We start from the raw sequence: 21605 nt of genomic DNA on the forward strand, positions 1-21605 counted from the left end.
GGAGAATCATAATGGCGGATTACAGAGAGACTGTGGATTATATATTGGGTATTCCGCTTTTTGCACAGAAGATTGGCAAGGAGAACCTTTCCAGTCTTTTGTGCCGTTTGGGGAACCCTGAGAAGGCTGTTCCTGCGATACATGTGGCGGGAACCAACGGCAAGGGCAGCACATGCCGCGCTCTGGCGCAGATGCTTGCAGCCCGGGGATACAGAGTGGGATTGTTCATATCACCCCATCTCGTGTCCATAAACGAGAGAATACAGATAAATGGTACAAATATATCCGATGACGATTTTGTGTCGGCATTTGAGACCGTAAAGGGGCAGTTCATGGAGCACCCTTCGTTCTTCGAGGTCATGTTTGCCATGGCGGCGGTGTATTTCAGACAGCAGAAGTGTGACTTTGCCGTATACGAGACAGGAATGGGCGGAAGACTGGATGCGACAAATGTCCTGACGCCGGAGCTTACGATCATCACGTCGGTGGGAATGGATCACATGGAGTATCTTGGCGACACGATAGAGAAGATAGCTTATGAGAAGGCAGGCATCATCAAGCCGGGTGTTCCGGTGATATATTTCAGGCGGGATGAGGCGGCTGCGCGGGTCATAGAAGATACTGCCAAAGAGCGTGGAGCGGACATAATTCCGGTCGAAAAATCAGATTATATAATAAATCATTTGGGGAACAAAACCATTGATTTTTCATTGCATAATCGGTATTATAGTTATTGCAATTTACAGATACAGAAGACATCACTGTACCAGGTGGAGAATGTCAGCCTTGCCGTGACAGCATTCAGGATGCTCATGGAGAGGCGGAATGTACCGGAACAGGATATAGAGAAGACCGTGAGGAATGCACTCCTGCAGTTCTACTGGGAGGGCAGGATGGAGGAGATAGCTCCCCATATATATGTGGATGGTGCCCACAATGTGGAGGCTGTAAATGCATATATAGAGACCATGAACAGGCTTCATGGGGAATATGACAAGATACTGGTATTTGCGGCGGTGAAGGATAAGGAGTATGACTCCATGATACATTTGCTTGCCGGAAATATTACGTTTGGCAGGATAATAGTCACAAGCGTTGACAGCAGCAGAAAGGCGGATTCCGCAAAGCTGGCGGAGATATTCTCGGCGTGTACGGATACTCCGGTCATGGTCAGCGATGAGATTGACGATGCCATGGATATGGCAGTGGAGCTCAGAGGAGACAGAGAGAATACCAACATATACTGCGTTGGTTCCCTGTATCTGGTGGGCGGTGTCAAGAGATGGAGGAACAGACATGATCAATTTTGATGAAGAGATAAAGAGGTTTAAGCCGGCACTTGAACTTGACCAGGCAGAGGATGCAATATACAACAATGATCTCAAGGACATCATGGATGTCATGCAGGAGATGATGAGGGTTGCAAAGGAAGCAGAGAAGTAAAGAACACAGATTGGTCGGGAGATTAAGATATGGCAGATGTACTGAATTGTAAGCACTGCGGTGGAGCGATAGCCGTCACAGGCTACTGTACCAGGTGCGGACTGAAGATAGATTACGTGAACAAGGCTCTCAACTCGTCAAAGTACTATTACAACATAGGGCTTGATAAGGCGAGGGTCAGGGATATGTCAGGTGCGGAGGAGGCGCTCAAGCTGTCTCTGAAGTATGACAAGATGAATATAGATGCCCGGAACCTTCTTGGACTGGTGTACTATGAGACCGGAGAGATAGTTCAGGCGCTCAGCCACTGGGTAGTGAGCGTGAATTATTTTGACGGCAAGAATGTCGCCAAGAGATACATCAAGGAGATAAAATCCAACCCACACAGGCTGGAGGCGGTGAACAATGTAACCAGAAAGTATAATCAGGCGCTGGTATATGCGAAGCAGGGCAGCAAGGATCTTGCCTTTATACAGCTCAGAAAGGTACTTTCCGACAACAGCAGATTTATACAGGGGTACCTGCTCCTTGCACTTCTGTTCATCGACGAGGGAAGATATGACAAGGCTCGCAAGGCACTCAAGCGTGTCATCAAGATAGACAGGACAAATCCAGTGGCGGTCAGATATTTCAATGAGATGGGCCACACTGATGAGGAGATCATGAACTTCAGGGATTATCCGCAGGAGGACTACGATGTGGATTCTCTGTTCGTGGATGACCAGAAGAAGCTCATAGCCGGCAACAGCGAGGTGGATTTTGATGGGGATCCGATTCCGGTTGGAAGATACAAGGACATCAATTTCTACAAATATTCCATCGCTTATATCATAGCGGGAGTTGTTCTGGGACTTGCGGCCATGTGGACGCTCATCATCCCGCACAGGGATAAGGCGGCTGACAATTCAGAGAGAGACCTGAAGGTTACATTCAGTCAGGAGATAGCGGATAAGAACGTGGCCATATCGGAGCTCCAGTCACAGGTGGACAGCATGACCACCAAGCTCACAAATGCTGAGACTGAGGCGAAAAACCTTCAGACACAGATAGATAAGTATGGCGATTACGCTTCACAGGTTCTGTCGGATGACAATAAGGCAAGGGTACAGTCAGCGATCTATAAGTACGAGACCATGACATATGAGGCTGCCATAGATGATCTGAACAGAGTCCTTCAGGATACACCTAACAGCGATGTGGCACTGTTCTACAAGGCGATGTGTTATCTGAAGCTTTCTGATGATAACAATGCCACACTGGTATTTAACCAGCTTGTTGAGAACTGTCCGAACTCCGTATACTACACGGTTGCGTGTGATTATGCGGATGAAGATGCCATACAGGCGGGACTTGAAAAGAAGAATTCTGCAAGTACAGCCAGCACGAACACGGGCGACGGAACAGATACAACCGACAGATCAAGCACAGGTGACGAAACAGGTACGACCGACAGCACGGACACAGGTGACGGAACAGATACAACCGACAGCTCGTATACAGGTGATGGAACGGATACGGATGATGGAACAGGCACCATCGACAATACGTATACAGGTGACGGAACAGACACGACCGACAGTTCGTATACAGGCGATGGAACAGATACAACTGACGGACAGTAACGAAAGACATATAAAAAGATTATAATTTATAGAAGGCACAAAAGAGACGGATAAGGATTAACCGTTTCTTTTGTGCCTTTTATTTTGTGACAGGGGGATTGAAGATGAATATCTACGAGAAAATGGGGGATACTATAATCGTATATATGCCCAGAGAGGTGGATGATTATGCGGCGGTGAAGATGACCGCAGGGATAGACGGAGTATTTGCCGAGGAGGTGGTGAGACATGCCATATTTGATTTTGGCAGGACAACGTTCATGGACAGCTCGGGGATAGGACTTATAACGAGAAGGTACAGACAGCTCCACGACAGAGGGGGAAGCGTTGGGGTGATAAATGTAAATGCGAGAATGGACAGGATACTGCTCATGTCCGGTATATACAGGATCGCGACAAGGCTGGACAGCGGTGTCCGGGATGAGGCTGAGGATTGGACAGATAAAATATAGATAACGAGGAGAATGGTATGGATAAGAACAGATTGATCATGGAATTTGGCTGTGATGCCCGGAATGAGGCTGTGGCGAGAGTCGTGGTGGCGGCTATGCTGACGAGGACAAATCCGACACTCAGTGAGGTGGAGGATGTCAAGACGGCGGTGTCGGAGGCTGTCACGAATTCGATAATACACGGATATGGATCCGGGGAGGGAAGCATAATCCTGGAGGCATACATAGAGGAGCGCACCCTGTACATAACGATCACAGATCACGGCTGCGGCATAGAGAATGTCGACAGGGCAATGGAGCCGCTTTACACCACTGTCACGGACGGAAGCAGATCGGGCATGGGATTTTCATTTATGGAGGCTTTCATGGATGAGCTAAAGGTAGAATCCCGCGTGGGTGAGGGAACCGTGGTAAATATGAAGAAGATAATAGGAAAAAGTCAGGAGATATATTGATGGCGGATAATCATCGTTTGCTTGAACTTGCAAAAGATGGAGACAGAGATGCCAGAGATAAACTTGTGACGGACAATATGGGACTGGTGGTCAGCGTTGCCAGAAGATATGTGGGGAGAGGACAGGAACTTGAGGATCTTATACAGATAGGGCTTATAGGCCTTGTAAAGGCCATAGACAGGTTTGATATGGACTATGAGGTAAAACTGTCCACGTATGCGGTTCCACTCATTCAGGGGGAGATTAGACGCTTTCTCAGGGATGACGGAATGGTGAAGGTCAGCAGAAATCTTAAAACGATATACTACAGGGCAGACAGATACAGACATGAGGTCGAAAAAAACAGAGGGACTGAGCCGGGAATGGAGGAGATATGTGAGGCTATAGGAGCGACTCCTGAAGAGCTTGTGATGGCGATGGACGCGGCATCGGATGTGACATGCATAGATGATCTTCACGCGGAGATGTGCGGCACGGAAGATGGAGACCGCATCGTGGACAGGCTGTGTGTATCGCAGCTTCTGGACACGCTCACGCCGGATGAGAGAAAACTTGTGGTGCTGAGGTATTTTCAGGACAAGACGCAGGGACAGACAGGGCAGATCCTTGGCATGAGCCAGGTGCAGGTGAGCCGGCTTGAGAAAAAGATACTCGGAAGACTCAGATGGAAAATATTGGAGTAATATCAGCCATATACATGGACAGACTATTCTTAGAATATAAGAACAGGGGACATGTATATGGCTGAACTTTTGTATTTGAAACTGTCGGAGAGCTGTCTGGCGGAGAAGCGAAAAGTCAAAATAAAAGATGTGGCGACGGTGCTGAGCCCGAATCCCGATATAAAATACGGCGTGGAGAAGCTGGAGCTCATGAGCTTTTCCGGAAGCAAGGAGCAGCAGGTCATATCGGTGATGTACATTCTGCAGGTGATACAGGAGCACTACCCGGACTGCCAGACACAGACCATAGGGGCAACGGACGTGGTTGTGTATTACAGGACATATGACACCAGCGACAAAGTAAAGCAGTTCTTCAAATTCCTGATGATATGCTTCATCGCATTTTTCGGAGCAGGCTTTTCCATCATGTCGTACAACTCGGATGTCAATATGGTTGGACAGCTTGACGTCATGCACAACATATTTGTGGGGCAGGGCAGGGATGCCTATCCTGTGGCGGGAATAGCATATTCCCTGGGGCTCTTCATCGGTATAATCGTATTTTTCAATCACGGTGCAAAGAAAAAATTCTCTGATGATCCTACACCGCTTCAGGTTCAGATGAGACAGTATGAACAGGAGGTCAACCAGACAGTCATAACGGATGCCTCCAGAAAGAAGGCGGAGAGAGATGCTGATTAGATACGCTATGCTTGCCATAGCCTGCTTTGCCAGCGGTGTGGCCATATCGGGCGGGTATTTTGCATTTATATCCATGATAGGAATATTCCCCAAGCTCCTTGAGAAGGTAAAGGGGGCAAGGTATTATCTGCTCATAGAGTGTCTGCTGGCATATGGTGCGGCGCTGGCAAATCTGATATATGTATTCAAAATATCGGTTCCGGTGACATGGGTGGGATATACCATCATATGTCTGTTCGGAGGGATATTTGTGGGATGCCTGGCGGGGGCGCTTACGGAGGTGTTGAATGTCATACCGATCGCGGCCAGAAGATTCAGTGTGAGAAGAAATCTCCCTTATGTCATATACGGCCTTGCCGCGGGAAAACTGGTGGGCTCGGTGCTGAGTGTCGTTCTGGGCATGTGATAAAGTCAAAATTATTTTGTGTGAAATGGAGGTATTTGTTATGAAGTTTGAACCTACAGAGAGTGATTACAATGAATATGTGGAGCTTGTGACACCAACATCAAGTGTGCCAAGAAACTGCCTGTGGGCGTTTCTTGTGGGCGGTGTGATCTGCACGATAGGGCAGGGGATATTTGACCTGCTGGTACACTTCGATGTGAAGGAAGACGAGGCGTATGCGTATGTATCGCTGATACTCGTTCTCGTAAGTGTCATCCTCACAAGTCTGAATCTCTACAAGAAGATAGCAAAGTACGGCGGTGCCGGAGCACTTGTGCCGATCACAGGATTTGCAAATGGTGTGTGTGCGCCCATAGTGGAATTCCAGACTGAGGGTGAGGTGTTCGGAAAGGGCGTGAAAGCGTTCACCATAGCGGGGCCTGTTATACTGTACGGTATATTTACAAGCTGGCTGCTCGGTGTTATATATTGGATAGTCTCAATATGGTGAAATGGGGTTTATTAAATTAAAAATCAACATATTTTCCCCACATCGGTTGACAATATTTGAAAAAATAACATAATGGGTATAGATTTGGACAAAAGAAGAAAGACAGGAGAAATGCTGACATGAAGAGGCTAATGACAGTCAATCTGGCACCTGAGCAGAAGAGTGCAGTACAGGATATATGCAGTGACATAGGTGCGGAGTGCGTTGACATTCAGAGAAAGCATTATGGTATGAAGGTCGGAAGTCTGTGCGACACGGCTGACATATCTGGCTGTGGAGATGAGACCGGACAGACGGAAGATCTCAGTATGGATATGCTCATATTTGACGGAGTGAGCAGCAAAGAACTTGATATATTTCTTGAAAGGTATAAGAAGACCGGGCTTCCGGCAGTAAGGCTGAAGTCGGTAGTGACACGGAGCAACAGGGAGTGGACTGTACAGCAGCTCTACTCGGAGCTTGCAAAGGAATATCTATTCTACAGGATGAGGGGAATGTAGATGGCAGACGAAAGAAGAAACGGACATACAACTGAAAATAGACTTGCGCAGAACAGGCAGAGAGCTTCAGGACGTTCAGGACGGCGTGCATCTGAGCAGTGGAGGAAGAGACAGCAGCGATACAGAGTGATAAGCTGGATACTCACGGCGGTGTTCATGGTGATATTTTATGCGCTAATATGTGCGTGTGTGGGCAACAGAAAGCTGTACAAAAAGACCACCATAAACGGATTAGACGTTGGCGGAATGAAATCTGCGGAGGCGGCAAAGAGCATAAATGACCAGTTCAGACGCGATTACAGCAGTGTGGGCATACAGGTGAAGCTGGATGACAAGACTTACACCCTGGATGTGTCGGCGGCGCTGGATATGGATTCTGAGAAGTCTGTGCAGAAGATACAGGATGACTCACACAGCTTCTGGAGAAGAGGCTATGGGCTTCTGGAATCATGGACACTTGGAAGCAGCTATGATATTTATCCATATATAGGCGACAGCGGCATCATAACGACCGCCATCGAGAGCAGTGATATGATGAAGGTCGATCTGGATATAGAGGATGGATACAGGATAGAGGACAAGAACCTCATTGTGACAAAGGGAAAGGGCAGCTACAGGATAGACACAGACAAGCTGGTAACCCGCATAAAGAAGCAGATAGCAAAAGGAGACTATGGCACTGTGGTGGAATGTCCTGTCGTGTCTGCTGACGTGGATCTGGACGAGGTATACAAAAAGGTACATTGTGAGCCGCAGAATCCAACGCTTGACCCTGACAAGAACTACGAGGTAGTTGAGGCCAAGGACGGTGTGGACTTTGATCTGGAGGCGGCAAAGAAGAGCCTTGAATCTGCCAAGAAGGGAACGGATGTGAGCATCCCGCTCACATACACCCCGGCGGATATGAGTACGGAAGGATACAGGAAGATGCTGTTCAGAGACGAGATGAGTTCATACAGCACAGAGGTTGAGGGTTCAGAGAACAGAAAGACAAATGTCAAGCTGGCGGCGCAGTATTGCGATGGAACCATACTCATGCCGGGAGAGTCATTTTCATATAACCTCGGAGTCGGAGAGCTCACCGAGGAGAGAGGCTTCCTTCCGGGCCCATCATATGCTGACGGACAGTCAGTCATGGACATGGGCGGTGGAATATGTCAGGTGTCATCCACCATGTACATGGCGTGCCTGTATGCGAATCTCGAGATAGATGAGAGACATTGTCATCCATACCCTTCATCGTATGTTCCTGCGGGACTTGACGCCACTGTGGCGTGGGGCGGATGTGACTTTGTATTTACAAATGACACGGATTACCCGATAAAGATAAGCACAAGCTACGATGGATATTCCACATCATGTACGATATGGGGCACCATCACGGAGCCGTTCAGCGTGGAGCTCTACACGGAGACCGTTGAGACAGAGCCATATGAGACCAAGTATGAGCTGGACAAGAGTCTTGGCAAGGATGAGCAGGTGCTTGACACAGTGGGAATAGAGGGCCTTACAGTGCAGTCCTACAGAAGAGTGTATGACGGCGATGGAAATGTCATATCGGACAATCCTGAGGCGACAAGCGTGTACTCTAAGCGTGACGAGGTGTACAAGGTAGGAAAGCTTCCAAAGGACAAGGATAAAGACAAAGATAAGGATCAGAACAAAGATAAGAGTGACAGCTCAGACACAGATAAGAAGACGACTGAGTCTGAGTCAGATACTCAGGAAGAGTAGCTGCCGGCTACTCCTCAATGTCGTCTGAGTCGTCCTCCCTGATCCTTATAAGGCCTTCCAGGAATCCCGGTTCCTTGGTCTTTATCTCCTGGTTGGTGTAGAGATTGACATAGTGAGGGCGGAGCTTTGAGTAGATGATCTTCTGCTCGTTGTACAGGCTGTAATAGCCGGACAGCATGTAGCTGACGGCACATCCTATGGTGAACAGAAGTATTCCGTGTGCTCCGAACAGCTCTATGCTCAGGAACAGAGATGTAAGAGGACAGTTTACCACGCCACAGAAGAAGCACACCATTCCGAGGGCAGCGGCAAAGCCCGGGTCGAGTCCCATGAGTCCACCCATGGCGCATCCAAATGTGGCACCGACGAAGAACGATGGAACGATCTCACCGCCTCGGAATCCACAGCCTATTGTTATGGCGGTGAACAGCGCCTTGAGAAGGAAAGCCGTTGGTTTTGCCTCTCCGTTGAGCGCCTGGGCGATGATGTTCATACCGGTTCCGTTGTAGTCGGTGGTGTTGAGTATTATGTTGAGCAGGACGAGCATCACGCCTCCTGCGAATACGCGCACATACTGGTTCTTGAAATATTTGCGGAAAAGCTTGTGCACAACGTTCATGAATATACAGAACAGACTGCTGAGCACTGCGCACAGGATAGCCAGACCGATGACCTTGATCACCAAAGGCACATCCACGGATGTCGGCATGCCGGCTATATTGTAGTGGTCGTGTACAACGTGAAGCTTTTTCGTTATTGCGTATGCGATGACTGACGAGAACAGACAAGGCACAAATGCGCAGTAGTAGAGGATGCCGATACTTATGACCTCCATACTGAAAAGTGCAGCCGTTATTGGCGTTCCAAACAGTGCCGAAAAGACAGCGCTCATACCGCACAGTGTGAGTATGTGCTTGTCGCTGTCATCCAGCTTGAATAGCTTGCCTATAGAGACACCGATGCTTCCACCTATCTGAAGGGCGGCACCCTCCCGGCCGGATGAACCTCCAAAGAGGTGTGTAATGACCGTCGATATGAAGATCAGCGGAGCCATACGGGAAGGAATCTCGTCCTCCACACTTCTTATGGAACCGATGACAAGATTGGTTCCCTTGGAATGTCTTATTCCACAGATCCTGTATATAAATACGATCACGATTCCCGCAAGCGGCAGAAAATATATTATCATATGATTGTTCTCACGGAAGCCGGTGGCGTACTCTACGCATATATGAAAAGCTGTTCCGACAAGCCCGCATATTGTTCCCATTATCAGTGAAAAAACTATCCATTTGAAAAAAGTCGTAGCATATCTGACACATCTGCTAAAACAGTTTACCCAGTATTCCTTTGTAAATTCCACGGCGATTCTCCATTCCTTTTTCTTTGTAAAGCAACTTTAGTAATGTTAAAGCAAATAAATGAATTTGTCCAGTGCTGAGATTAACAAAAACTACCATTATAATCTGCAGTGCATAAGGGAATTATAGTAACAGTTACATTTATCCATATAAGGGAGTTGCATGATATGAATGAGAAAAAAGGAAAACAGAGCATAAAATTTGGCAATCCCCCATATATACTGGGGGCAGCAGCGGTGGCGGGGCCGAAGGAGATAGACGGCCCCATGGCGAGATATTTTGACAGAGTGAGCGAGGATGCAACATTTGGCAAAGATTCCTGGGAGGAAGGCGAGAGCGAGATGGTGCGTCAGGCGGTGACCCTTGCCATACAGAAGGCGGGAATAGTCAAGCAGGATATAAGGTATATATTTGCCGGGGATCTGCTGGGACAGCTCATAGCGTCGACATTTGGAATCAAGGATATGGAGATACCGGTGTTCGGTCTGTATGGTGCGTGCTCGACGTGCGGGGAGGCACTGTCGCTTGCGTCCATGACTGTGGCGGCGGGGTATGCGGACAACGTCATTGCGGAGGCGTCAAGCCACTATGGAAGTGCGGAGAAGCAGTTCCGTTTTCCCTTGGAATATGGAAATCAGCGTCCCCTGTCAGCTACCTGGACGGTCACGGGAAGTGGTGCCTTTGTGGTGTCAGACAGAGAGTCAGATGTGTGTATCCAGGGCGTAACCACAGGGCAGATAGTGGACTATGGTGTGAAGGATTCCCTCAACATGGGAGCGTGCATGGCACCAGCGGCGGCTGCCGTTATATATCAGAATCTTCAGGACTTTGGAATAAAGCCCACATACTACGACAGGATAATAACCGGTGATCTCGGTAAGGTCGGCAAGACGATACTTGAGGATCTTCTGAGCATGAACAATGTGGATATATCGGCAAATCATATGGACTGCGGTATAGAGATATTTGAAAACGAGGAACAGGATACCCACTCTGGCGGATCGGGCTGTGGCTGCTCGGCGACCGTCCTCGCCGGATATATATTGAAGAAGGTGAGCTCCGGGGAGTGGAAGAGAGTTTTGTTTGTTCCGACGGGAGCCCTGCTTTCCACGGTGAGCTATAACGAGGGGCAGACCATACCGGGGATCGCCCATGCGGTCATGATAGAGCATCACGAAAAGAAAGGTGAGTAGATGTAAATGGATTATGTAAAAGCGTTTGTGGTTGGCGGAATAATATGTGTTCTTGCCCAGATATTGATGGACAAGACCAAGCTTCTTCCGGGAAGGATAATGGTCATACTCGTCTGTACGGGAGTTGTGCTTGGAGCGCTTGGAATATACAAGCCGCTTCTGGAATTTGCACAGTGCGGGGCATCGGTGCCGCTCACGGGATTTGGATATAATCTGTGGAAGGGCATAACTGAGGCGGTTGATAAGGATGGATTTATCGGACTGTTCCGCGGAGGCTTCCAGATGGCGGCGGTTGGAAGCTCGGCCGCACTGATATTTGGATATCTTGCATCGTTGATATTCAAGCCGAAGATGACAAAATAGAATAGAAGACAGGCAGGATATAAAAAGCCCCATCATACATTGAATTGTATGATGGGGCTTTCCGTCATTGAGTTGTATCGGTTGAATCATCCGAGCTTGGTTCCTCGGTTGTGGTTATCTCCGTTGAAGAGGTAGGTTCCTCTGACGTTGGTTCCTCAGTTGTAGGTTCCTCAGTCGTTGTAGGCTCCTCCGTTGTTGTATCCTCCGTTGTATCCTCCGATGTATCCTCGGTGGTCGTGGTTGCCTTGGTAGTTTTCTTTGTATCCTTCTTCTTGCCGTGGATGTTACAGTGCTCCTTGAGGAGTGATTCATCCCATGTGTAACCCTCAAGAACATATTCACCATCATCATTCAGCTTGTAGATGAAGGTTGTAGTCTCAGGACATTCCTTGTTGGCAAGCATGTGTGATTCGTTACATACGACAACCTTCTTGACACCTGGACAGTACTTTGTAGGAATCTTGGATGCGTCAAAGTAATCTGTTACGGTAGGACATCCATTCGATGGAAGAAGTCCTGTATCCGAACATACAGTGGCCTGTACGATTCCGTCCGGCATCTCAAATGTAGCTGATGTATCAAGTCCCTTCTTCTCAATGACCTGATCCATGATATCTCTCCACATATAGCACTTGATAGAACCAGGGCTGTATGTGATGTTCTCATCATTTCCAAGCCATATAGAAGCTGTGTAGTATGGGTTATAACCACAGAACCAGTTATCAAAGTCTCCTGATGTGGTACCTGTCTTACCTGCTGTATACATACCTGTGTAAGAGTTGGCACCTGAACCGGTACCTCCTGTTACAACGTCGTGCATGGCACTTGTGAGAAGCCATGCTGTCTGCTCTGATATGACACGTGTCTTCTCAGGCTCCCTGTTGTCTATCAGAAGATTGCCTTCATGGTCGTAAACCTCTGAGTAGAACACAGGCTTTATATAATTACCACCGTTGGCGATGGTTGCATATGCAGCTGTGATCTCCAGGTTGGTAATACCATTTGTCAGACCACCAAGTGCAAGTGACTGGTTGATATCTGACAGGATGAGACCATCGCTGTCAGTCTTTCTCTCAACAAGAGTTGTAAATCCAAGCTTCAGCAGATAGTCATATGCGAGCTGTGGAGTTACGTCTGTGATACACTTTACAGCTATGATATTCATAGACTCCATGATAGCATATCTTATAGTTTTAGGTCCCCAGTATCCGCCGTACCAGTTAAATACCTGATTACCATTCTCATAGTAGTAAGGTGCATCATCGTATACGGTGGCAAGAGACATGTTGCACGCGTCCAGTGCAGGAAGGTATGTGGCAACTATCTTGAAGCAAGAACCAGGCTGTCTGGTCGCCTCAGTTGCACGGTTGAATGATCTGTTCTCAGTTTTCTCTCCACGGCCTCCGACAAGTGCCTTGACCTGACCGGTGTTCTGGTTCATGAGAGTGAATGATACCTGTGGCTGTATGACAAGCTTGAATGTCTCCATGAAGACTTCGTCGCCGGTCTCGGCAACCATCGCATCCTTGAACTCGTCAGCCGCTGCACGGGCTTCATCCTCACTGTAATATCTTGCACTATAATCGTAGCCCTGCTGTTCAGCAAACCAGCTCTCGAGATTCTCTACACTGTAGTTTGTCTGGACCTTTGTCTCCTTGTCAGCAAGAGTGAGAGCGTAGTTGAGCTGATATACAGGCTCAGGCCAGTAGGATGTATCATTTACAACTGAGTCAGCGATCTCCTGGATCTCAGGATCCTGACAAACGATGACCTTGAGTCCGCCTGACCAGATCAGTGACTCTGCCTCGTCCTCTGAGTAGCCCTTGGCAACCAGATCATTCTGAAGCTGCTTGATGACCTCGTCAGTGTAGTAGGAGTTGACCTCTGTCTTCTGCTGCTTTTCTTCCTTCTTAGATACGGAAGCGATACGCTTGTAAACGTTATCGTTTATAGCCTCGTCATACTGCGCCTGTGTTATATACTCAAGATCCAGCATGTATTTAAGAACCTGGGTCCTTCTGGTCTTGTTGTCGTCAGGCGACAGGAGAGGATCGTATTTGGTAGGGTTCTGCGGAATTGCTGCGAGCACGGCACACTCAGATACCGATAACTGGCTGAGCCCCTTGCCGAAGTAAGTCTTGGCAGCGGTCTCAACACCGTAGCAGCCTTCTCCGAGATATATGGTGTTCAGATAATACTCGACTATCGACTTCTTGTCGATCTTCTTCTCCATATCCACAGCCAGGTACTGCTCCTGAACCTTACGCTCAAGCTTATCCAGGAAAGTTGACTCATTCAGTCCGACGTTGAACACGTTGTTCTTGATGAGCTGCTGTGTAAGAGTGGAAGCACCCTCATCGAAGTCTCCGCTTTTGAGACCCTTTATAAATGCTCTGGCGATACCCTGTACATCGATTCCGTTGTGCTCCCAGAAACGTCTGTCCTCTATAGCGACAAATGCATTCACAAGATCCTCAGGAATAGAGTCGTAATACACATACTCTCGGTTGGAGTTGGAATTGGCAAGTGTCGTGATCTCCTTTCCATTCTGGTATACAAGAGTTGTCTTGTATCCCTTAGGTATGAGAGCGTCAGCGTTGATGTTCGGCGTATCATCCAGAATACCCTTGAGGGCACCAAATCCGGCTCCGACACCGACTATCACAATGGCGAGCACCAGCACCAGTATAATCTTAAACACAGAAATGTTAAGCTTACGCCGGTTTCTTGGAAGCTTGGATACCAGCTCCTTCTGAGCCTTCACCGCTCCCTTCTTAGTAAAATCCATAAAAAGACCTCCTTAAAACCTGGGGGATAGATCCCCGCTATTTAATTGTAAAAGTAAATTCTAAATAAGGGCAGACTACTGCCGTTAATATACACTTCAAATTAGTATATCAAATAACAGTATAATAATAAAGAAAAAAATATTGCAACAAAACAAAAATTAATAAACGTGAACGAAAAAATCAGAAAGAGTAAATTGACAACGGTATGATTCAAAAGCATAATAAATATAAAAAAGTGCAGAATAAACAGGAGAAGATATATGTTTGCATCAATAGACGAAGCGGTTGAATACTGGAAGGACGAGCTGTCATATGTGGACGACGCAAAGGTGACAGGATATGTGGGAGGCTACCCGGTGGTGGAATTTACCATCAACAAAGCCGCCTGGGGACTTGTTAAGGACAAGAAGAAATTTGGAAGGATCGTAAGATCATCGGAGATGGAGGGCGGAATAGAAGTCGGTGTGTCGACATGCTTTTATCAGACGGCATCCCTGGAGTGGGAGCCACCTGTCCTCAGGGTGTGCGGATATCCTGAAGTGATCAACAGAATACTTGGCAAGGTAATGTAAGATTTACCGTGGAATGCCCCGGCGGATACATAAAAATGCATCCGCCGGGGTATTTTATTATACATGTAATGGGTTATGTAAGGAGGACGCATATGAACAGGGAGATACGTACGGATCTTGCGATAGAGCTCAGAGAAAATGTAGCCGACAGGAGAAATATGCCTGGGGTCAAGGTGAAGACGGTGGTGAATGAGGACAGGAGCATCAAGACCACCACCATAACGGTGCTGGATGAGATAGGGGAGAAAAATCTGGGAAAGGCAAAGGGACAATATATAACGATAGAGTGTTCCAAGCTTAAGGAATATGAGGAGTCCATACATGAACCTCTGAGGGCGGAGCTTGAGGGCAGACTCAGGGAGCTCATGGGGCATGCGGGAAATATACTGGTGGTCGGACTTGGCAACAGGCAGGTCACCCCGGATTCCATAGGCCCGCTGGTCATAGACAATCTGTATGTGACAAGGCACCTGGACACTCCGGGAAAGCCAGATCTGGTCATGAGTGCCATATGTCCGGGAGTCATGGCACAGACCGGAATAGAGACTGTGGATATAGTCAGGGGAATATGCGATGAGATAGACGTGGAGATCGTGGTTGCAATAGACGCCCTGGCGGCCAGAAGCAGCAAGAGACTCGGATGCACCATCCAGCTCACGGATACAGGTATAAGCCCCGGCTCCGGTGTCGGCAACAACAGAAAGACACTGAGCTCAGACAACCTTGGCAGACGCGTGATCGCAGTCGGTGTTCCGACAGTCATCTCCGTTCCATCCATCATAGACGATTCGCTGGATGAGGTGGCTGATGCATTTAACGAGACCTACGGGCGCAGGATCATGAGGGAGTTCACGGAGAAGCAGAGATACCAGATAGCGTGCAATCTTCTGGACGAGGATATGGCGGATATGTTCGTGACCCCGAAAAATATAGACGAGCTAGTGCGCCGCATCAGCTTTACGATATCTGAGGCGATAAATGCCATAGCGATGTAGAGAAAAATACAGGGAATCATTTGGCACGTACACTCATATATTTGAATAATGGATAACAGAGGCCATAGCATATTCAAAAGGGGTGGAAATATATGTCGGACAGAAAGCTTCATACGAAGACTGTGTATATACTTGCGTGGGTGATTCTGGTGTGCGCGGGGATATTGATAAGGACAGGGATAGCTGATGATGTGTGGAAGCTGGTGTACCGTGGGATATATGGCAGCTCTTCAGGAGATGCAGGCGGGAGCATATACAGCCCCGGTGCGGCTGAGCCGGATGTGTACTGTTACATGGATTACTGGGAATCCCAGGTCAGGGAGGTGTGCGAGGAGGGCAGGACATACCAGACGGAGGATGCGGATTCCGAAGGCGAGGCATCATCGCAGGCGGAGACTTCAGAGACTTCTGCGCCTGCCAGCACTGAGACCACAGAAGCTACGCAGAGATCCGCTGATGCCAGGACAGTGTCGGCCATGGCGGATATAACGAGCTCTTATATAGGTATGGACGCAGATACACTCCTTTCATATTGTTATAACGCCACATACCCTAAGTGCGTCAAAAAAGACGAGCTGGATGCGGAAAATCTGCTCGGCAAAGATCTGTCGCTGGATATGGACACGGGCGGATACAAGGTTCTGATATATCACACCCACGGCTCTGAGGCATTTGCGGACTCAAGACCGGGCGAGGTTGACGACACGGTGATAGGACTTGGCAACCGCCTGGCGGAGATACTCACGGATACATATGGCATACCGGTGTACCACGACACCATGGCATATGACATGATGACAGGGGTTCTTGACAGGAACGCTTCCTATGATTATTCGAGGGAAGGTGTGTCACAGATACTTAAGGACAATCCTGAGATAGAGGTCATCATAGATCTCCACAGGGATGGTGTGCCGGATGACACACATCTGGTTACAGATGTGGATGGAAAGCCCACAGCACAGATCATGCTGTTAAATGGTATGTGCCGTGACGAGGATGGCAACGATGTGGACTATTGGAGCAATGACAACAAGGTCGACAACATGGCATTTGCACTTCAGACCTATCTGGCGGGCAGGGCAAATTACGGCGACATGATGCGCAAGATATACATAAGTACGAGCCGGTACAACATGGATCTCATGCCGCACGCCATGCTGGCTGAGATAGGCGCACAGACTAACACGGTGGAGGAGGAATACAACGCCATCGAACCATTTGCCGCAATGCTTGCAAAGGTGCTCCTGAAGTGAGGATTAAGTGGCATATTGCCACTTGCAGTTATATGCTCATACATGTTATATTAACGTCAAATGCGAGTAAGACAAGTATAAGAATAAAAGAGCCTGCGCATACAAGGCGCGGGACATAGATAAGGATGTGAAGACATGGAGCATTTAGACCAGTCAAAGATAAGAAATTTCTGTATAATAGCGCATATAGACCACGGTAAATCAACACTTGCCGACAGGATCATAGAGAAGACCGGAACTCTGACCAGCAGGGAGATGCAGAATCAGGTTCTTGACAATATGGATCTTGAGAGGGAGCGTGGAATCACCATCAAGGCACAGTGTGTCAGGATCGTGTACAATGCCAATGATGGACAGGAGTACATATTCAATCTCATAGACACTCCGGGACATGTGGATTTCAATTATGAGGTATCTCGAAGTCTGGCAGCCTGTGAGGGAGCCATACTTGTGGTTGATGCCGCACAGGGCATAGAGGCGCAGACCCTGGCGAATGTATACCTGGCGCTGGATCATGACCTTGATGTCATGCCGGTCATCAACAAGATAGACCTTCCGTCAGCAGATCCGGAGAGGGTCGTGAACGAGATCGAGGATGTCATTGGAATAGAGGCACAGGATGCCCCAAGGATATCGGCAAAGAATGGAATTAATATAGAAGAAGTGCTTGAACAGGTCGTGAAGAAGGTGCCGGCACCGCACGGTGACCCTGAGGCTCCACTCAAGGCACTTATATTCGACAGTCTGTATGACTCCTACAAGGGAGTTATCATATTCTGCCGATTATTTGACGGCTGCGTGAAGAAGGGAACCACCATAAGGATGATGGCCACCGGAGCTGAGGCTGAGGTGGTTGAGGTCGGAATATTTGGAGCGGGAAGATTTGTCCCATGTGATGAGCTGTCAGCCGGTATGGTTGGTTACATAACAGCCAGCCTTAAGAATGTACAGGATACCACAGTGGGAGATACAGTCACACAGGCGGACAGGCCATGTGACGAGGCACTTCCTGGATACAAGAAGGCACAGCCTATGGTATACTGCGGACTCTATCCTGCGGATGGAGCAAAGTATCCGGATCTCAGGGATGCCCTTGAGAAACTTCAGTTAAATGATGCGGCGCTCAGCTTTGAGCCGGAGACATCCATAGCACTGGGCTTTGGTTTCCGATGTGGTTTCCTTGGACTGCTTCACCTTGAGATAGTTCAGGAGCGACTGGAGAGGGAGTTCAATCTTGATCTGGTAACCACAGCGCCAGGCGTTGTATATAAGGTACATACCACAGATGGGAATGTGATAGAGCTCACCAATCCGTCGAATCTGCCGGATCCATCCACCATAGAGTACATGGAGGAGCCATTTGTCGATGCGGAGATCATGGTCACAACAGAGTATGTGGGTGCCATCATGCAGCTCTGCCAGGAGAGACGAGGCGTGTACAAGAGCATGGAGTACATGGAGGAGACAAGAGCGCTTCTCAAGTACGACCTCCCACTGAACGAGATCATATACGATTTCTTTGATGCACTTAAGTCGCGTTCAAGGGGCTATGCTTCATTTGACTATGAGATGAAGGGCTATGTCCGCTCAGAGCTTGTGAAGCTGGACATCCTTATCAATAAGGAAGAGGTCGATGCACTCTCATTTATCATACACAAGGATACAGCGTATGAAAGGGGCAGAAAGATGTGCGAGAAGCTCAAGGACGAGATCCCGAGACATCTGTTCGAGATCCCGATCCAGGCGGCCATAGGCGGCAAGGTAATAGCCCGCGAGACAGTCAAGGCCATGAGAAAGGATGTCCTTGCCAAGTGCTACGGCGGAGATATATCCAGAAAGAGAAAGCTCCTTGAAAAGCAGAAGGAAGGAAAGAAGCGAATGAGACAGGTGGGCAATGTGGAGATACCACAGAAGGCATTTATGTCTGTCCTGAAGCTTGATGAGGAATAGAAAAGACCGGGAACACAGTGACACGGTTATATTAAATAAGAAATAATAGAATCGTAGAAAAGCCGTTAATGAGAGCATTCTGACAGGAGCATTCTTAGTAGCGGCTTTTTTCATGCGGTGACGATATTTGAAATAAAAAGGAAGGATACTAATGATAGATATAATAAATACCGAAAATTCAGATCGGGATTTCGGCGATGCAAATAATGACGAAGTTTTAGAGTCATATGAGAAGAAGCCGCTCAGCATATACATACATATCCCATTCTGTGTGAAGAAATGTGCATACTGCGACTTCCTGTCATTTCCGGTGGGGGCAGCCTGCATGTCGGGATATGGAGTGTACCGTGAGAAATACATCGAAGCCCTGTGCGAGGAGCTGAAAAGCTACTCGTATTTGGCGGAGACCCACAAGGTCAGGACAATATACATAGGAGGCGGAACCCCATCCATACTGGAGCCGGACGAGATCACACTTGTAATGACGACGGTGAGGAAGCTGTTCGATGTCGCAGAGGATGCGGAGATAAGCATAGAGGTAAATCCGGGCACCCTGACCAGCCGTAAGGCAGCAGAATATATAGCAAATGGCATAAACAGGATGAGCATAGGCCTTCAGTCCGCACAGAAAAATGAGCTGGAAGCTCTGGGCAGGATACACAATTATGACCAGTTCCTCGCCGCATTTGACATGGCTAGGGAGGCCGGATTTCGCAATATAAATATAGACCTGATGTCAGACATACCGGGACAGACCATGAGGTCATATCTGGACACCCTTGACAAGGTATTAAGGTGTAAGCCGGAGCACATATCGTCCTACAGCCTCATAGTGGAGGACGGAACTCCTCTGGCAGCAGATGAGAACCTGCTGTCACAGATCCCGGATGAGGACGTGGACAGGCAGATGTACGACATAACAAATAAGCTCTTAGGCACCGGCGGCTACCACAGATACGAGATATCCAATTACGCCAAAGCTGGCTACGAGTGCAGACATAACATAGTCTACTGGACCCTCGGGGAATACATAGGAATCGGAATCGGAGCAGCGTCCTTCCTGTACGGCAGACGCTACACCAACACATCCAGTCTGGAAGACTACATAGACGGCATGGCAAGACACAGGGAGCTCATGACATTCGGAGATCACGTCGCAAATTCGGGTAAGGCAAGAGATATAATAGAACACATGCGCAATGTGGAAGAAGAACTTGACGCAGACAGGCTGATGGAGGAATATATGTTCCTCGGCCTGCGTATGATATCCGGTGTGAGTGCAGAAAAATTCAACGACTACTTTGGACACTCCATCTACGACATATACGGCTCCGTCATAGATAAATACAAGTCCACCGGCCACCTCGAAGATGACCACGGCCTGATCCGCCTCACAAAAAAAGGCATCGACGTAAGCAACACGATCCTGGCGGACTTCTTAATAGAATAATACTGGCACGACCGTCCTTCAAAACATAAAAAAAACACAAAAACATTCGTTATTTTGTTGACAAAAGGGGGCGGCAGTGTTAGATTATGTTTAGTGGTTAGCACTCGGATATGTTGAGTGCTAATAAGACTAAAAGCAAAAAGGAATGAGAGTATGGAACTTGACGAGAGAAAAGTCAGAATTCTAAAAGCGATCGTTTCGAATTACCTGGAGACTGGAGAGCCCGTTGGATCGAGAACCATTTCCAAGCTGGCCGACATGAATGTCAGCCCGGCTACCATAAGAAATGAGATGTCAGATCTTGAGGACATGGGTTTTATATGCCAGCCACATGCATCGGCAGGAAGAGTTCCGACGGATGCAGGTTACAGGTTTTATGTTGACAGCATCATGGCAGACAGGAATGAAGAGAAAGCAGAGAATCAGACAGAGAGAGAGAATCTGCTGCAGAGAGTTGATAAGCTTGAGAAGCTTCTCAAGCAGGTGGCAAAGGTGCTTGCGACTAACACTCAGTACGCAACACTGGTTACGATGCCACAGTACAACAACACAGTAAAGTTCATCCAGTTGTCACAGGTTGATGAGACCACATTGCTGGCGGTCATCATGGTTGATGGCAATATAGTCAAGAATAAGCTGATCAAGACGACGTACAGCCTGAAGAATGAAGATATTTTAAAATTTAATATTCTGCTAAATACCTTCCTTCAGGGCGCGGCACTTCAGGATATCAATCTTGAACTTATACAGACCATGAAGGTTCAGGCAGGTGAATATGCAGAGATCCTTGAGACGATATTCCAGGGAATCATGGAGGCGATCCATGAGGCCGATGATCTCAAGGTTTATACCAGTGGAGCAACGAATGTACTCAAGTACCCTGAGTTGGCGAACACGTCATCCGCAGAGAAGCTGCTCGGAACACTGGAAGACATAGAGGACAAAGAAGAATTTGCAAAACATGTGGAGGATGTGATCCAGCAGGACAGCGACATACAGATCCTGATAGGACAGGAGAACAGCGATGAAAACCTGAAGGACTGCTCCCTTGTAACAGCAACATACAAGATGCCGGAGGGCGCAAAAGGAACGATAGGAATAATCGGACCGAAGAGGATGGATTACAAGAAAGTTGTGAGCATGCTCAAGGAACTCACCGGAGAGCTTGATGACATATTTAACAACAATGGATAGACAGATAAGATTATAACGA

The 21605-nt window shown here is 48.0% G+C and carries 21 protein-coding genes; 19 read left to right on the forward strand and 2 right to left on the reverse strand.

From position 1 onward, the window contains the following. The first annotated feature begins 11 nt into the window (after positions 1-11). The 11 genes from ARA78_RS01100 (at position 12) to ARA78_RS01145 (ending at position 8466) form a co-directional block, all read left to right on the forward strand. Entirely contained in the window at positions 12-1310 is a 1299-nt protein-coding gene (locus ARA78_RS01100) for a bifunctional folylpolyglutamate synthase/dihydrofolate synthase (RefSeq protein WP_015533157.1), read from the forward strand. Further along, positions 1297-1443: a hypothetical protein gene (locus ARA78_RS13985; protein WP_015533156.1), complete on the forward strand. Its 147-nt coding sequence runs from the start codon at positions 1297-1299 to the stop codon at positions 1441-1443. Before ARA78_RS01100 ends, ARA78_RS13985 begins: the two co-directional genes overlap by 14 nt. Positions 1444-1472: 29 nt before the next feature. Beyond that, positions 1473-3065 (forward strand): tetratricopeptide repeat protein, encoded by a 1593-nt coding sequence (locus ARA78_RS01105; RefSeq protein ID WP_055279859.1) that lies wholly within the window; start codon positions 1473-1475, stop codon positions 3063-3065. A 104-nt stretch (positions 3066-3169) separates the two neighbouring features. Further along, positions 3170-3517, forward strand: coding sequence for an anti-sigma factor antagonist (locus tag ARA78_RS01110; protein WP_015533154.1), 348 nt, complete (start codon positions 3170-3172; stop codon positions 3515-3517). A 17-nt stretch (positions 3518-3534) separates the two neighbouring features. Then, complete coding sequence (spoIIAB, locus tag ARA78_RS01115) at positions 3535-3972, forward strand: anti-sigma F factor (protein ID WP_015533153.1); 438 nt, start codon at positions 3535-3537, stop codon at positions 3970-3972. Continuing rightward, positions 3972-4655, forward strand: a complete 684-nt coding sequence (locus ARA78_RS01120; RefSeq protein WP_055223915.1) for a sigma-70 family RNA polymerase sigma factor — start codon at positions 3972-3974, stop codon at positions 4653-4655. Before spoIIAB ends, ARA78_RS01120 begins: the two co-directional genes overlap by 1 nt. 57 nt (positions 4656-4712) lie before the next feature. After that, complete coding sequence (locus tag ARA78_RS01125) at positions 4713-5336, forward strand: stage V sporulation protein AA (RefSeq protein WP_015533150.1); 624 nt, start codon at positions 4713-4715, stop codon at positions 5334-5336. Beyond that, on the forward strand, positions 5326-5742 hold the full coding sequence (locus ARA78_RS01130; protein WP_022217224.1) for a stage V sporulation protein AB: 417 nt from the start codon (positions 5326-5328) through the stop codon (positions 5740-5742). The genes ARA78_RS01125 and ARA78_RS01130 overlap by 11 nt, the downstream gene beginning before the upstream one ends. Before the next feature lie 40 nt (positions 5743-5782). After that, positions 5783-6232 (forward strand): SpoVA/SpoVAEb family sporulation membrane protein, encoded by a 450-nt coding sequence (locus tag ARA78_RS01135; RefSeq protein WP_015533148.1) that lies wholly within the window; start codon positions 5783-5785, stop codon positions 6230-6232. Between the two features lie 119 nt (positions 6233-6351). Beyond that, entirely contained in the window at positions 6352-6732 is a 381-nt protein-coding gene (locus ARA78_RS01140; RefSeq protein WP_015533147.1) for a DUF3783 domain-containing protein, read from the forward strand. Further along, the gene (locus ARA78_RS01145) at positions 6733-8466 is read left to right on the forward strand and encodes a VanW family protein (RefSeq protein ID WP_055279860.1); all 1734 of its coding nucleotides are present in this window, start codon (positions 6733-6735) and stop codon (positions 8464-8466) included. It abuts the gene before it with no gap. A 7-nt stretch (positions 8467-8473) separates the two neighbouring features. On the opposite strand, the gene ARA78_RS01150 is transcribed toward ARA78_RS01145, so the two are convergent. Next, on the reverse strand, positions 8474-9829 hold the full coding sequence (locus ARA78_RS01150) for a chloride channel protein (RefSeq protein WP_330375965.1): 1356 nt from the start codon (positions 9827-9829) through the stop codon (positions 8474-8476). A gap of 165 nt (positions 9830-9994) precedes the next feature. On the opposite strand from ARA78_RS01150, the gene spoVAD reads away from it, so the two are divergent. Both spoVAD and spoVAE read left to right on the forward strand, forming a co-directional pair. Continuing rightward, complete coding sequence (gene spoVAD, locus ARA78_RS01155; protein ID WP_015533144.1) at positions 9995-11020, forward strand: stage V sporulation protein AD; 1026 nt, start codon at positions 9995-9997, stop codon at positions 11018-11020. 6 nt (positions 11021-11026) lie between these two features. Next, a complete protein-coding gene (gene spoVAE / locus ARA78_RS01160) occupies positions 11027-11383 on the forward strand; it encodes a stage V sporulation protein AE (RefSeq protein WP_015533143.1) in 357 nt (118 codons plus the stop codon). A gap of 64 nt (positions 11384-11447) precedes the next feature. On the opposite strand, the gene ARA78_RS01165 is transcribed toward spoVAE, so the two are convergent. Further along, positions 11448-14171, reverse strand: a complete 2724-nt coding sequence (locus tag ARA78_RS01165) for a transglycosylase domain-containing protein (RefSeq protein ID WP_055279861.1) — start codon at positions 14169-14171, stop codon at positions 11448-11450. A 261-nt stretch (positions 14172-14432) separates the two neighbouring features. Between ARA78_RS01165 and ARA78_RS01170 the strand changes: the two genes are divergently transcribed. From ARA78_RS01170 to hrcA, 6 genes are all read left to right on the forward strand, one after another. Further along, positions 14433-14744 (forward strand): hypothetical protein, encoded by a 312-nt coding sequence (locus tag ARA78_RS01170; RefSeq protein WP_015533142.1) that lies wholly within the window; start codon positions 14433-14435, stop codon positions 14742-14744. A 92-nt stretch (positions 14745-14836) separates the two neighbouring features. Further along, entirely contained in the window at positions 14837-15739 is a 903-nt protein-coding gene (gene gpr, locus ARA78_RS01175; protein WP_015533141.1) for a GPR endopeptidase, read from the forward strand. 92 nt (positions 15740-15831) lie between these two features. Continuing rightward, positions 15832-16992, forward strand: coding sequence for a stage II sporulation protein P (locus ARA78_RS01180; protein WP_055279862.1), 1161 nt, complete (start codon positions 15832-15834; stop codon positions 16990-16992). 135 nt (positions 16993-17127) lie between these two features. Next, positions 17128-18942, forward strand: a complete 1815-nt coding sequence (gene lepA, locus ARA78_RS01185) for a translation elongation factor 4 (RefSeq protein ID WP_015533139.1) — start codon at positions 17128-17130, stop codon at positions 18940-18942. 151 nt (positions 18943-19093) lie between these two features. Beyond that, positions 19094-20392, forward strand: coding sequence for a radical SAM family heme chaperone HemW (hemW, locus tag ARA78_RS01190; RefSeq protein ID WP_015533138.1), 1299 nt, complete (start codon positions 19094-19096; stop codon positions 20390-20392). A gap of 153 nt (positions 20393-20545) precedes the next feature. Beyond that, entirely contained in the window at positions 20546-21586 is a 1041-nt protein-coding gene (hrcA, locus tag ARA78_RS01195) for a heat-inducible transcriptional repressor HrcA (protein ID WP_015533137.1), read from the forward strand. Positions 21587-21605: the final 19 nt, after the last annotated feature.

This window comes from Coprococcus eutactus (assembly GCF_001404675.1).
GTDB lineage: Bacteria > Bacillota > Clostridia > Lachnospirales > Lachnospiraceae > Coprococcus > Coprococcus aceti.

Bases quoted from the DNA above. Each gene is read 5' to 3' on its own strand.
- lepA (WP_015533139.1), top strand. From the start codon at position 17,128: ATGGAGCATTTAGACCAGTCAAAGATAAGAAATTTCTGTATAATAGCG.
- hrcA (WP_015533137.1), top strand. From the start codon at position 20,546: ATGGAACTTGACGAGAGAAAAGTCAGAATTCTAAAAGCGATCGTTTCG.
- ARA78_RS01100 (WP_015533157.1), top strand. From the start codon at position 12: ATGGCGGATTACAGAGAGACTGTGGATTATATATTGGGTATTCCGCTT.
- ARA78_RS01180 (WP_055279862.1), top strand. From the start codon at position 15,832: ATGTCGGACAGAAAGCTTCATACGAAGACTGTGTATATACTTGCGTGG.
- ARA78_RS01120 (WP_055223915.1), top strand. From the start codon at position 3,972: ATGGCGGATAATCATCGTTTGCTTGAACTTGCAAAAGATGGAGACAGA.
- spoIIAB (WP_015533153.1), top strand. From the start codon at position 3,535: ATGGATAAGAACAGATTGATCATGGAATTTGGCTGTGATGCCCGGAAT.
- ARA78_RS01130 (WP_022217224.1), top strand. From the start codon at position 5,326: ATGCTGATTAGATACGCTATGCTTGCCATAGCCTGCTTTGCCAGCGGT.
- gpr (WP_015533141.1), top strand. From the start codon at position 14,837: ATGAACAGGGAGATACGTACGGATCTTGCGATAGAGCTCAGAGAAAAT.
- ARA78_RS01140 (WP_015533147.1), top strand. From the start codon at position 6,352: ATGAAGAGGCTAATGACAGTCAATCTGGCACCTGAGCAGAAGAGTGCA.
- ARA78_RS01145 (WP_055279860.1), top strand. From the start codon at position 6,733: ATGGCAGACGAAAGAAGAAACGGACATACAACTGAAAATAGACTTGCG.
- ARA78_RS01165 (WP_055279861.1), bottom strand. From the start codon at position 14,171: ATGGATTTTACTAAGAAGGGAGCGGTGAAGGCTCAGAAGGAGCTGGTA.
- spoVAD (WP_015533144.1), top strand. From the start codon at position 9,995: ATGAATGAGAAAAAAGGAAAACAGAGCATAAAATTTGGCAATCCCCCA.
- spoVAE (WP_015533143.1), top strand. From the start codon at position 11,027: ATGGATTATGTAAAAGCGTTTGTGGTTGGCGGAATAATATGTGTTCTT.
- hemW (WP_015533138.1), top strand. From the start codon at position 19,094: ATGATAGATATAATAAATACCGAAAATTCAGATCGGGATTTCGGCGAT.
- ARA78_RS01110 (WP_015533154.1), top strand. From the start codon at position 3,170: ATGAATATCTACGAGAAAATGGGGGATACTATAATCGTATATATGCCC.
- ARA78_RS13985 (WP_015533156.1), top strand. From the start codon at position 1,297: ATGATCAATTTTGATGAAGAGATAAAGAGGTTTAAGCCGGCACTTGAA.
- ARA78_RS01170 (WP_015533142.1), top strand. From the start codon at position 14,433: ATGTTTGCATCAATAGACGAAGCGGTTGAATACTGGAAGGACGAGCTG.
- ARA78_RS01105 (WP_055279859.1), top strand. From the start codon at position 1,473: ATGGCAGATGTACTGAATTGTAAGCACTGCGGTGGAGCGATAGCCGTC.
- ARA78_RS01135 (WP_015533148.1), top strand. From the start codon at position 5,783: ATGAAGTTTGAACCTACAGAGAGTGATTACAATGAATATGTGGAGCTT.
- ARA78_RS01125 (WP_015533150.1), top strand. From the start codon at position 4,713: ATGGCTGAACTTTTGTATTTGAAACTGTCGGAGAGCTGTCTGGCGGAG.